Annotated in this window: 9 protein-coding genes; 8 read left to right on the forward strand and 1 reads right to left on the reverse strand. The window is 53.3% G+C overall.

The window, feature by feature from the left end; translation table 11 throughout:
• Positions 1–98: 98 nt before the first annotated feature.
• The 8 genes from D4L85_RS23370 to D4L85_RS23405 all read left to right on the forward strand — a co-directional run bounded on the left by D4L85_RS23370 (position 99) and on the right by D4L85_RS23405 (position 12,647).
• Positions 99–3,725 carry a SusC/RagA family TonB-linked outer membrane protein gene (locus D4L85_RS23370; protein WP_228450594.1) on the forward strand — a complete coding sequence of 1,209 codons (3,627 nt, stop codon included), beginning with the start codon at positions 99–101 and terminating at the stop codon, positions 3,723–3,725.
• 12 nt (positions 3,726–3,737) lie between these two features.
• Positions 3,738–5,264, forward strand: coding sequence for a SusD/RagB family nutrient-binding outer membrane lipoprotein (locus D4L85_RS23375; RefSeq protein WP_119756582.1), 1,527 nt, complete (start codon positions 3,738–3,740; stop codon positions 5,262–5,264).
• Positions 5,265–5,305: 41 nt separating this feature from the next.
• Positions 5,306–6,247, forward strand: coding sequence for an RraA family protein (locus tag D4L85_RS23380; RefSeq protein WP_119756583.1), 942 nt, complete (start codon positions 5,306–5,308; stop codon positions 6,245–6,247).
• Between the two features lie 28 nt (positions 6,248–6,275).
• Positions 6,276–7,559, forward strand: a complete 1,284-nt coding sequence (locus D4L85_RS23385) for a mandelate racemase/muconate lactonizing enzyme family protein (RefSeq protein WP_119756584.1) — start codon at positions 6,276–6,278, stop codon at positions 7,557–7,559.
• 298 nt (positions 7,560–7,857) lie between these two features.
• Positions 7,858–8,784 carry an RraA family protein gene (locus tag D4L85_RS23390; protein ID WP_119758910.1) on the forward strand — a complete coding sequence of 309 codons (927 nt, stop codon included), beginning with the start codon at positions 7,858–7,860 and terminating at the stop codon, positions 8,782–8,784.
• A 117-nt stretch (positions 8,785–8,901) separates the two neighbouring features.
• Positions 8,902–10,311 (forward strand): mandelate racemase/muconate lactonizing enzyme family protein, encoded by a 1,410-nt coding sequence (locus D4L85_RS23395; protein WP_228450957.1) that lies wholly within the window; start codon positions 8,902–8,904, stop codon positions 10,309–10,311.
• Positions 10,312–10,421: 110 nt separating this feature from the next.
• Positions 10,422–11,585, forward strand: coding sequence for a bile acid:sodium symporter family protein (locus tag D4L85_RS23400; RefSeq protein WP_119756586.1), 1,164 nt, complete (start codon positions 10,422–10,424; stop codon positions 11,583–11,585).
• Between the two features lie 126 nt (positions 11,586–11,711).
• On the forward strand, positions 11,712–12,647 hold the full coding sequence (locus D4L85_RS23405; protein ID WP_119756587.1) for a ribose-phosphate diphosphokinase: 936 nt from the start codon (positions 11,712–11,714) through the stop codon (positions 12,645–12,647).
• 46 nt (positions 12,648–12,693) lie between these two features.
• Here D4L85_RS23405 and D4L85_RS23410 read toward each other — a convergent pair whose 3' ends face one another.
• Entirely contained in the window at positions 12,694–13,407 is a 714-nt protein-coding gene (locus tag D4L85_RS23410) for a DUF3667 domain-containing protein (RefSeq protein WP_119756588.1), read from the reverse strand.
• Positions 13,408–13,447 lie beyond the last annotated feature (40 nt).

Genomic DNA, 13,447 nt, shown 5'->3' on the forward strand with positions numbered 1-13,447 from the left:
CACCCTAAATGAATAGAGAATGAGAGAGACACAACCTAACGCATTTTAAATGTGTAGACCCTAAGAAACTAATCCGCTACAATCTAAAACCCTAACCTATGAAAAATCGCTACCTATTGCTCGGCATGTTGCTCGTGGCGCATCTGCAGGCCATGTCGCAGCACGACCCCGTCTACGCGGCGGCTACCCGTCCCCGCGTCGCGCAGCAACGTACGGGCGACGCGAGCTCGTTAAAGCAAGCGTTGACCGATTTGGAACATTCCTTTGCGATCTCCATCGCCTACAAGGACGAGTGGATTGAAAACAAACAGGTACGCTTTTCGGCCCGCAACTTCAAGGCCGTGGAACAAGCGCTGGATAGTGTCTTGAAAGACACGGGCCTCTATTATGAAAAGGCTGGCGATGGCTTCTATGTCATCTACAAGAAGACTGCCCGCACTGCCGAGCAACCCCAAAGTTCGACCGTGCTCGTGCCTGCGCTCGCGCTCAACAAGGTGGAAGATTTTGACACCTTCCTCGAACGCGACATGGTGCGTGATGTGGCGCGCCGCGAAGAACTGTTGGCTCAGACGGTGACCGGTACCATCCGCGAAGAAGGCGGAGCGGGTTTCCCCGGGGTGAACGTGGTGGTGAAGGGAACAACCACCGGGACCACTACCGATGCCGACGGTCGCTACTCCATTGTAGTGGACAACGAGAACGCCGTACTGGTGTTTTCTTTTGTCGGTTATGCCACGCAGGAAATAACCGTGGCGGGACGCAGCGTGATTGACGTGAACATGGCGCCCGACTTGAAATCATTGGATGAAGTGGTGGTCACTGCGCTGGGTATCGAGCGGTCGGCAAAGAGCTTGGGCTATTCCACTTCGAAAGTGAGCTCCGATGCGTTTGCCGTGAACCGTTCGACCAATGTGATGAACACGCTGCAAGGCAAGATCGCCGGTGTGAACGTGACCTCGTTGGGCACAGGTCCCGGGGGGTCGTCCAAGATCCGCATCCGGGGTCAGTCTTCGATCGGTGGTCAGAACACGCCACTGATCGTAGTCAACGGCGTGCCGATAGATAACACCAATTTCGGTACTAACCAGGGAAATACGGCCGGCGATAATTCGGTGAACAACAAAGGCGGTGGCGCCTCGACCGACGGCGGCGACGGCCTCAACAGCATCAACCCCGACGACGTCGAAAGCATGACGGTGTTGAAAGGCGCAACGGCTGCAGCCTTGTACGGATCACGTGCCCAGAACGGTGTGATCATGATCACCACCAAGTCGCGGAATTCCCTCACCAAGGGTGTGGGCGTGACGTATAACATGAACTTTACCGACGAAAAAGTGCTGGACTACACGGACTATCAATATGAGTACGGGCAGGGCGAGAACGGCCTCGGCCCCGCTTCTGCGGGAGCGTTGCCCAACCCCACGACCGGCCAGTGGTCTTTCGGACCCAAGATCGAGCCGGGCATGACGCAGCTTTTGTTCAACAACGTGCAGGTTCCCTATGTTGCGCAAAAGGGTATCATCAACCAGTTCTACCGCCACGGTCAGAATTTTACCAATAGCGTTTCCGTGTCTGCCAATGGCGAAAAGGGAGGGATGAATTTGTCGGTGTCCAACATGGACAGCAAGGGCGTCACACCCAACAACACTTTCAACCGCAAAACGTTGAACCTGGGCTTTGGCTATGACCTGTCGTCCAAGTTGAGTTTTAAGGGAAACGTGAACTATGCCAACGAGTACAGCAAAAATCCCCCGGTAGTGTCCGACCAGGACAATTCCATACCGACATCGTTGTACGCTATGGCGAACACCATGCCGCTCGATGTGTTAAGAGATAACCGGTACAACGCCGGCGGAGGCGAATATGTGTACTCCCGGTTTACCAACCGTACGAATCCGTACTGGGTGCTGGACCAGGTGAAGCAGAACATCCGGAGAGACCGGATATTCGGAAACCTTTCGGCGAAATACAATTTTACCAAGTGGCTTAATCTGCAGGTTCGCGGCGGACAGGATTACTGGTCGCGGGATGCGGACTACATCAACCTGCCCACGGGAAAAGCCTCCATCAGTTCGGGTTCGGTGAACTCGGCCGTGTCTGGGTTCTACAACGGCCTCTACACGCAGGAGTCACGCCGGTTCCGCGAAACCAATATCGACTTTCTGCTGAGGGCCAACAAGGACTTCCAGAACTTTGGGGTGGATGTGAGCGTAGGTGGAAACCGGATGCACCGGCGTTCGGACACCAACACCGTGCAGGTGACAGACTTTGCGGTAAAAGATTTGTACACCGTTCAAAACGGTCGCGCAAAGGATCCGACCTATGACCTGGTAACACGCAGCGTGAATTCCCTCTATGGTATGGCAGAAGTGAACTACAAACAATTCCTGTACTTGAATCTCACCACCCGCGACGACTGGTTTTCCACCTTGTCGCCCGGAAAGCGGAAGAAGAACTATTCTTCGGTATCGGCCAGCTATGTCTTTTCGCAAATGATGGGTGGCGATTTGAATTGGCTAGACTTCGGCAAGATCAGGGCTGCCTATGCACGTGTGGGTAGCGACTCGGATGTGCCGCCGTACTCACAACAGTTGATCTATACGGTCAATGCCAATCAGTTTCAGGGCCAGCCCGTGGGAACCTCCGGGACCATCGTACCCAATCTCACCTTGAGTCCCATGCAGGTGGACGAAACGGAGTTGGGACTCGAGTTGAAGATGTTCGGCAACCGCGTCAACATGGATGTGGCCGTCTATAGGAAGATCACCACCGATCAAATCGTTCGGGCGCAGATCTCGGATGCCTCCGGGTTTATCAACACGCTGATCAACCATGGCAAAAGCCAAAACAAGGGTATCGAACTCATGCTGAACGTGGTGCCCCTGAGGACCGATAATTTTCAGTGGGACCTTACCTTCAACGGTGCCTATAACATCACGAAGGTGCTCAGTCTATTGACTACCAATGATGGTGAGAATATCACGGTGGGAACGCACGTATTCAACGGCTATGTACAGCAGATCGTCGGACAAGAAATGGGTCAGATCGTTGGCTTCGGCTACCGGAGAGACGATGGGTCCGTCGAGGCCGATCACAAGGGTATGATTGTTTACGGGGCCAACGGCGTGGCCTTGCCCACGACCAAACTGATCCCCTTCGGCAGTGCGTTGCCAAAATGGGTCGGGGGGATCACAAACTCCTTCAACTACAAAGGCATCACGGCTTCCGTCCTCATCGACTTCAAGCTGGGTGGTAAGGTGCTGTCGGGAACAAACTTTAACGCCTATCGTCACGGGCTCTCCAAGGAAACACTGTTTGGCAGAGAAGGTGGCATTGACCCGGTCACGGGTGCTCAAAAGGGTGCCGTGGTGGGCGTGGGTGTCGACGTCAACAGCAACATCAACACGAAGGCCGCCGGAGCAGAAGACTTCTATTCAGTGGTGCGGGGCTCGGGAATCGTGGAGCCGGTCATTTACAATGCGGGTTACTGGAAACTTCGCCAGATCACGGTGGGCTATGACTTCACGAAATTTCTCAAAGCGACATTCCCCATCAAGGGTATCCGGTTGAGCTTTGTGGCCAACAACGTGCTGATGATCAAAAAGTGGGTTCCCAACATCGACCCCGAGAGCTTCAGCTACAGTTCAGACAACGTAGTGGGCTTGGAGTCGCCGAGTGTACCCACCACACGGAGCATCGGGTTCAACTTGAATGTCAAATTTTAATCTACACATCGCATGAAAAAGATATTAAACCTCAGTTTGCTGGTGTTTGCTTTTAGCATCATCACGTCTTGCGAAAAGGATTTTGACGATATCAATACAAGCAAGACCGGCATCACCAATCTGGACCCCGCGTTGGTCCTGAACGATGCCGTGATCTTTTTATCGTATCCCGCCGGAACGGCGAGCTATGAATTGGGTATTGTGCAGCAGGCCATTTCGTCTAATACGGGCGTGCTGTTGGGTGCCAATTTCAACCAGGTGAACATCAACAATACGCCTGCGAATTGGACAAACTACTATCAGAACGTCGTGAAGTATACCAGCGACGCCATCGGCAAAACCCAGTCTGATCCGACGCGCGCCAACCTGATGAACATGACCCGCATCGTGCAAGCTATGGCGTTCATGATCCTCACCGACACCTATGGAAGCATACCGTATACCGACGCGGGAAAAGGTTTTCCCGACCAGGTTTTCTTTCCGGACTATCAAAAACAGGACGTCGTCTATTCCAGCATATTGGCCGAGTTAACCGCCGCCACGGACGCCCTGGATGCCAGCGGCAAAATTGAAACCTCCGATGTGCTGTTTGGCGGAAACATTGCGAAGTGGAAAAAATTCGGATACTCGCTTTTGCTGCGGGCCGGTATGCGTCTGAGCGAAAGGGATGCTACGGCAGCCGCTGCGGCAGTAGCCCATGCGTTCGCCGGTGGAGTGATTACGGACAACGCAGACAATGCCGTGGTCAAGCACGACGCCAATTTTGTTAACCCACTCGGTAATTTGTTAAATGGCACAGAAGCGGCCAACTTCTATCTGGCGGAGCCTTTTGTGAAGGCCCTTCAAAACAACAACGATCCAAGGCTGTCGGCCATCGCGGTTCGTTATGTTGGAGCATCGTCGGGCCCGGCGCAAGTCGCAGGTGTGGCAACGACCGCAGCGGCCAACCAGTATGGCATGCCGATGGGAAGCACGGACGGCACGGCCGACGTGGCCGGCGCAGCCTTGCCGGGTGGTGGCAGTCGCTATGCATTCAGCCAGATCGACCGGACGCGCCTGGTGAAACGAACCTCGCCCATGTTTCTGGTCACTGCCGGTCAATCCAATTTGTTGCTGGCCGAAGCCCGTGTGCGGGGATGGATCACCAGTGGCGTGGCATCGGACTATTTCGTGGCGGGCATTAAGGCGCACATGAATCAGATGGCGTTGTACGATGCAAACTCCGCCGTGGCGGCCGCCGATCGTGATACCTATTCAGACGCTATGCTGGCAACTTTCGCGGGCAATGAAATGACCCAGATCGGATACGAATATTGGATCGCTTCCTTCCTGAATGGTCCCGAGGCCTGGGCAAATTTCAGACGCACCGGATTTCCGGTCCTGGCGGTCAATCCCTATCCCGGAAGGACGGTTGATTTCATCACCCGACTCACATATCCGCCTTCGGAGATCCTGGTGAACAGCACCAACGTTCAGCAGGCCATCAGTGACCAAGGGCCCGACAACCTGGATACAAAATTATGGTGGGATGCCAATTGATCCCGAATCTTAACTATTTCATTGACCCGAGACTTTGACTCATGAAGCGACTTGTTTTATTTCTGTGTGCCGCGTTGTCGATGCTGGCCACGCAAGCTCAACAGATCTCCAAAGAGGAACTGCTCTTTCTGACGCCCGAATGGAAAGGCGAACGCTTTCCTGACGGGCGCCCGAAAGTGCCGGACAATATCCTGAAGCGCATGAAGCTGGTCACGCTGGAAGAAGCGTGGGCCGTGTTGAAAGGCGAGAACTATAAACACAACTACGAAGACGGCTGGGAATGCATCAATCCCGACAGCGTGCTGGTGGGCCGGGCATTAACGGCCACCTTCATGCCGGGCCGGCCCGATGTGCAACGTGTCATCGACAAGAAAGGGCATGAACAGGACGGCCGCATCAAGTCGCAAAACTCGTGGCCGATCGACATGCTGGTGAAGGGTGACGTTTATGTGGTAGATCAATTCGGTGCGCATGAGGACGGCCCCACGATTGGCGACAACCTGGGCAATTCCATTTACACCAAAAGCGGCAACGGCATTGTTTACGACGGTGCCATCCGCGACATCGTAGGCTTGAAGGAGATCGGATCGTTTACGTCGTTTTTCAGGACCTATCATCCTTCACACCATCTCAACGATCCCAACGGCGAGTTGAACACTACGTTGGTAGGCATTAACAAGCCCACGCGCATCGGTCATGCGATGGTGCTTCCGGGCGATGTGGTGTTGGGGCGCAACGGAGGTGTGATCTTTATTCCGCCACACCTCGCCGAAAAGGTGGTGAAGACTTCCGAGATCGTGCGGCTGCGCGACATGTTTGGTCATCAGCGCTTGCGCGAACAGAAGTACACGCCGGGTCAGATCGACTCCAAGTGGTCCGACGCCATCGAAAAAGATTTCTCCCAATGGCTCAATCAACACATCGACAAACTTCCCGTGCCCAAAGATCAGATCCAGGAGTATCTGAAGACGCGCACATGGTAACACATCTATCATCTAATAGCACAACCACATGACTTATCAATCATCGCGACGCGCGTTCATCACCAAAAGTGCCCTGGCGGGTGCGTTGGGTTTTTCTGCTTTATCAGGTTTTGGAAAAGGATTGGAGACGGCGTTGCAGCGAACGCCTATGTTGTCTGCACCTTCTGATCTGAAGATCACCGACATCAAATGCGGTTACATTCGCAATGGTCATAGTCTTTTTGTAAAGATCTTGACCAATCAAAACATATGGGGCTGCGGCGAGGGTGTGGATGCTACACCCGGCACGTATCATCTCGTGAAAATGTTTGGCGAGCGTCTCAAAGGCAAGAGTCCGCTCAACGTGAACCGATTGTTTGAGGACATCCGCAAGTCGGGATTTTTTGAAGGGGCGCAGTCGGGCATGTTTGTCGCGGTGCTGTCGGCGGTGGAAAGCGCATTGTGGGATCTTGCGGGGAAAGCGTTGGGTTTGCCGGTGTATCAATTGCTGGGTGGAAAATTCAGGGATCGCATCCGGGTATATTGTGATACCGCGTTGTATCGCGCTGACTCACCACCGCCTGAAAAGTTTGCCGAGAGTGCCATGGAAGCCGTGAAGATGGGCTTCAATGCCGTGAAGTTTGACGTCGATGAGGCAAGGGACCCCAATAAATACGACGCTTACAATTGGACGGCAAGTCCCGCGGAATTGCAACGCATGTACGACCAGATCTCGGCCGTGAGAAAAGCCGTCGGTCCCAAGATCGACATCTGTGTGGATATGCATGGCAAGTATGATGCGGTGACGGGTCAACAAGTAGCCAAACGTTTTGAGTCCCTAAACTTGCTCTGGCTGGAAGAACCCATACCCGCCGAGAACGTAGAGGCCTACAAAAACATCACCGAGTCGACGACCACGCCCATTTGCGCCGGCGAAAATCATTACCTCGCCTATGGTTTCCGGCGGATGCTGGAGATCGGTGCGGTGGACATTGTGATGCCCGACTTGCAAAAGGCCGGTGGGCTGGGAGAGGGGCAGCGCATTGCGAACCTGGCCAATCTTTACTATGTGCCCTTTGCGCCGCACATGGTAGCGTCCTATCTCGGCGCGATGGCGTCCTGTCATGTATGTGCGTCTGTGCCCAACTTCCTGATCCTGGAGTGGCAGATCTATTTCCACACCGACCCGATGTTCAAAGAGATCGTCACCTTCGAGGGGCCGATGGTGAAAGATGGATTCATCACGCTTTCGGAGAAACCCGGCATCGGCGTGGAGATCAACGAGGAGGGCATGCGCAAGTATGCCACCAAAGGCGTTCCTTTTTTTGAATGAAGATGTTTTTGCGATTCATCACAAAAGGTGTGCGATGTGTGAGGATCGGGCGTGGCCGATAATTTTCTTGGGAGAACAAGGGATAATTTCAGGTGTTGCGGTCTATTCCGCAAAGGTGAACTATCACTGTTTAGGAAAAGCAATAAATGCGTAATTTAAGGAAGGCTTCAGAAGGTGCGTGTGCTGAAACGAACACGCAAAATTATGACCGAAACTGTAGCCTTATTACCCCTCTCGTAACAGCGGGCGGTTTACGCGGAATAATCTCCTAAATTTTTTCAAAATATCCATGTACAAAATGAAAGCCAAACACCTACTCCTCGCCAGTTTACTTGTAGTATCATCGCTCGCCACCCAAGCACAGGTGGCGTTATCCAAAGAACAGATCGTGGCCCTCACCCCCGAATGGAAAGGCGACCGCCTGCCGGACGGACGCCCCAATGTTCCCGACAAATTTCTGACGCGACTGAGGAACATCTCGCTGGAAGAAGCGTGGGGCATCCTGCGCAACGCCGGCTACAACAACCAGTTTGAAGGCGATTGGATGCTGTTGCGTTCCGAACAAGTGTTAACCGGCCGTGCAGTCACCGTGCAATATTGGCCCCGTCGCCCCGACTACGACAAGATAGTTAAAGACAAAGGCAAAGCCGAAGGCCGCATCGGCGGCTTCAATTCGTGGCCCATCGACGTGCTGAAACCCGGCGACGTATACGTGGCCGATAGCTATGGCAAGATCGTCGACGGCACGCTCATTGGCGACAACCTGGGCAACTCCATTTATTCCAAATCCAAAAACGGCGTGATCTTCTATGGTTCTGTTCGCGACACCGAAGGCCTCGAAAAAATTGAAGGCTTCAATGCGTGGATCAAGGGCTATGACCCGTCGTATATCCAGGAAATGATGCTGGGCGGTATCAATGTGCCCATCCGCATCGGCCGTGTTACGGTATTGCCTGGCGACGCGGTGCTGGCCAAGAAGGGTGGCATCGTGTTCATCCCCGCCCACATGGTGGAAGAAGTCGTGGTCAACGCCGAGTTCATCGCCTTGCGTGACGCCTTTGGCCACCAACGCCTCCGCGAAGGAAAATATACTCCCGGTCAGATCGACCAGCAGTGGACCGACGATATCAAGAAGGACTTCCTGAAATGGCTCGATCAGAATCCCGACAAGCTGCCGATGACCCGCGCAGAGCTGGACGAGTTCATGAAGAAGAGAACGTGGTGATCTCCGCCTAGGCGGAGGCGCCAATAATAGTGATTTATCAAAACCTAACCAGACTAGCCTATTATGAAGACACCGTCACAAAAATTCCTGGAACGACTGGGATTGAAAGACCCCGTAATGAGCGAAACGAGTGCCCCCCAGGGCAATGGCAACGACCGCCGCGACTTTTTGAAGAAAGTGGGCGCAGGCGGATTGATGCTGGGCGGTTTCATGTTCAGCCCCATAGAAGACACGCTGGCACAGGCCACTTCGAAGGTGAACAAGATGTCGTCGCCAACCGATCTGAAGATCACCGACATGCGTTTTGCCGTGGTCATGAACGGACATGCGCGCTGTCCCATCATACGGATCGACACCAACCAGGGCATCTCCGGTTATGGGGAAGTGCGCGATGGAGCCAGCTGGCGTTATGCTATGTTCTTGAAGAGCCGCATCATGGGCATGAACCCCTGTAGCGTGGAGTTGCTCTTTAAACGCATCAAACAATTCGGCTTTCACGGACGTCAGGGCGGCGGTGTGTGTGGCGTAGAGATGGCGTTGTGGGACCTGGCCGGAAAAGCGTATAACGTACCGGCCTATCAATTGCTTGGCGGACGCTACAGAGACAAAGTGCGTCTTTACGCCGACACCCCTGAAGGAGAGAACGAGGCCGACTTCGCCCAAAAGGTGAATGTGCGGATGGTGGAGCAAGGCTTCACATTCATGAAGATGGACTTTGGTATTGAATTATTGAAGGGCATCCCGGGAACCACCGTGAACAGCAACTATTGGGACATCGGCCGGCAATGGTCAAACGAAGCGATGACCTACGGTGGCACGGAGCACCCGTTCACACAAGTGCAGATCACCGACAAAGGATTGGAGCTGATGACGCAGCGCATCGCGTTTGTCCGAGAAAAGATCGGCTACGAAATTCCGCTGGCCTCCGATCACTATGGACACTTTGATCACAACAACGCCATCCGCCTGGGCAGGGCTGTCGAGAAATATCGCCTCGCCTGGCTGGAAGACCTCATTCCCTGGAAGTTCACTGACCAATGGCGCCAGATCACGGAAGCCATCGAAACTCCGACGTTGACGGGCGAAGATATTTATCTGAAAGAGGAGTTCATCAAATTGATAGACGCCCGCGCCATCGACCTCGTGCATCCCGACTTGGCCACGTCCGGCGGATTGCTGGAAACCAAAAAGATCGGCGACTATGCCGAAGAACGTGGTGTGGCCATGGCCATGCACTTTGCGGGCACGCCCATTTCGTTTATGGCCAATGTGCATTGTGCGGCAGCCACACAAAACTTTGTGGCGCTCGAACACCACTCCGTGGATGTTGACTATTGGAACAGCCTCGTGAAAACAAAAAAACCGATGATTGAAAAGGGCTATGCCCTCGTGCCGGATTCACCCGGCCTGGGTATCGAGCTCAACGAAGAGGTGGTGAAGAAACACCTGGATCCTGAATATCCCGCCTACTTCGCACCGTCGACAGATTGGGACAAAGACCGTTCATGGGACAGACTTTGGAGTTAATCTGATTTTAGTAAATTACCTTGCTTTGCGTCCTTGCTTCTTTGCGGTGTGCGCGTGTGTGTCACAACGAAAAGGAGGGAGGACGCAAAGTCTTTAACAAGCTTGTACGTATGAACAAAACCACTTCAAAGATCTTCTTTTTTCTCGCAGCACTTTTTATTCTTGGTTACATTGTCCTGCTGTATACACAGCCTCAGGAAGTAAATCTCACGCCCCGCAGTGCCACGGCACCTGTCGAGCCCGAATCGTTTCGCTTTGGAGGCCTGTTGTTGATGGGCTTCTTTGTGATGATCGCGCTGGCCTTTCGCGGCCATGAACTGCTGAAAGGATATTCCTATACCATCATGATCTTCGCCGCCGTGAGCGTGGCGATGTACTACCCGCAATATTTCGTGACGGTGGGCGATTTCAAACTCTCCAAGCTCATCGTTCCCCTGCTGCAACTTATTATGTTTGGCATGGGCACGGCATTGAGTTGGAAAGACTTTACCCGCGTACTTCAGATGCCAAAGGGTGTCATCGTAGGCGTGTTGTGTCACTACACCGTCATGCCTTTTGTGGGGTGGACGGTGACACAGATCTTTTCATTTCCACCCGAGATCGCCGCGGGCATCATATTGATCGGAAGCTGTCCGAACGGGCTTGCTTCGAACGTGATGACGTTCCTGGCGCGCGGCAACCTGGCCTTGTCCATTACGCTGACGGCCATCTCGACCTTGATCGCGCCCCTGGTAACACCGATGTTCATGAAGCTGCTCGCCGGGCAATATGTGCCGGTCAACTTCCTGGATATGGTGTGGCACATCACCCAGATCATCGTGCTTCCGATTGGCGTTGGTTTGATCTTCAATCATTTCCTTCACGGCAAATTCAAATGGCTGGATGCGGTCATGCCGCTGGTCTCGATGATCAGCATCGCGCTGATCATCGTGGTGATCACGGCCGCCGGCCGCAATGATCTGTTGCTGGTGGGTAAATTGCTGGTCGTGGCGGTGTTGATGCATAACATTACGGGTTACATACTCGGGTATTGGATCAGCCGTGGTTTGCGTATGAGCGAAAAAGATTGTCGAACGCTGGCGCTGGAAGTGGGGCTGCAGAATGGTGGCCTCGCTTCGGGCATTGCGCTCAAGATGGGCAAGCTGGCAACGGTGGGACTGGCTGCGGCGGTGTTTGGTCCGGCTATGAACATTACTGGTTCGTCGTTGGCGCTTTGGTGGCGGAGTCGTACGCCGCCGGAAGACCAGGAGACGGATGAACGTCACCACGCCTAAAAATGCATTAAAACTGCTAAGACGCAAAGACGCAAGAAAAAGCGCAAAGTTAACGCAAAGTTGGCTTTGCGCTTTTTTCTTTGCGTCCTTACGCCTCTGCGGTTAAAAAAATTCGTATACTGGCGCATGGAAAATTCGGTAAAACTTTACGCCACCTCCACTGCTGTTGAACTTGCGGGAAAGATCGCCACTGCGCTCGGTTTGCCCCTTCACTATATTCAAACTGAAAAGTTCTCCGACGGCGAACTGTCGGTACGCTTCAATGAAAGCGTCCGTGGCCAGATGGTGTTCCTGGTCGCGAAGGTAAACATGCCCTACGAGCACTTCTTCGAAATGCTCATGACGGTGGACGCCGCCCGGCGCTCGTCGGCGAAGGAGGTCGTGCTGGTTTTGCCCTATCTTCCCCACAGCCGCCAGGAGCGCCGTGACGGCCAGCGCACTTCCATTTCTTCGCGCATGGTGGCCGACATTATTCAGTTGATGGGGGCCGACCGCATCATCACGCTCGACCTGCACACCAATGCCATCGAAGGTTTTTATAAAATACCCCTTGACCCGTTGTCGTCACTTCGGCTGTTCTGCGACCACATCAAGAACTCGGGGCTCGATCACCTCTGTCTTTGCAGCCCCGATTTCGGCGGCATCAAGCGCATTCGCGAATACAAAAAACACCTTGACGCCGAAATGGTCGTCATCAACAAAGAGCGACTCAAAGCCAATCAGGTGGCGCATATGGAGATCATCGGGGAAGTAAAGAACCGGAACATCATCATTGTCGACGACCTGGTGGACACGGCGGGTACGCTTTGCAAGGCGGCCGATGTGTTGATGGAACATGGTGCGACCTCGGTGCGCGCCTATTGTACCCATGGCGTGTTGAGCGGTGCGGCGCTGGACACCATTCAAAACTCACAACTTCAGAAATTATGTATTTCCGATACGGTGAACGAAAAGTTCGAGCACCCCAAAATTGAAGTGGTCAGTTGTGCTCCTTTGCTTGCCCGTGCCATCGAGCACCTGGTGAACAACAAAAGCCTGTCGGTGTTGGATAAGGTATCGTAAAAATCGGAATGTTGGAACGTGAGGATCTGAGAGAACGATCGTAAGCTCAGTGCATATACCGTTCTACAATAAAATCCTGCAGGTTGATGACGGAGAGATAGAAAATCAGTCCGCAGGCGATAGCCTTCAGGATCACTTTCCATTTTGCCTGATACAGGAAGAAGTTTTTAAAGGTGAATACGGTATACACCAAAAAACACGGCAGTTCAATGTAGCGGGTCTCCAGCGCTGGCCAGATCAATTTTAGAAACTGGATCAGCATGACCATCAGGAAAAAGATCGAAAGCATATACAGCTGCATCACGCCGATCTCGGCAAATCCGAATTCACTGTTGTAAAAGAAGAGCCAGGTCAGCAACGCGCTTGCCGGAATGATGACTAGCAGCATCATGACCAGGTATTTATTAAAGAACGCCATCTCGCTTCCCCCGCCCACGTGATGGTAATGCAAGATCACATAGTTGATCCAATACAGCCCCAGGGCTGCCACGGACGCGGCGACGAAGTACATGGAAAAAGGCTTTTGATGCCGGTTCCGGTTCCCGGCCAGGAAGTCACGCTGCATGGTGCCGGGAGAGGTGATGAGATGTTTTAGCGTGTAGCCGATGCCCTTATCCAGGTGCGTAAAAAAATGGAACACCTCGTGGAGCAGGTAGGGCAGGGTCACCTTCTTGATCACGAGAGACTGCCCGCAGTTGCTGCAAAATTTCCCTGTACCTTCCGTTTGACAAGCCCTACAGGTCGTGGATGTCGAATTCATTTTAAGGTCGTTATAACCAAATATAATGGAAACGGTGTGG

This window comes from Chryseolinea soli (genome assembly GCF_003589925.1).
In the GTDB taxonomy this organism is placed as follows: Bacteria; Bacteroidota; Bacteroidia; order Cytophagales; family Cyclobacteriaceae; genus Chryseolinea; species Chryseolinea soli.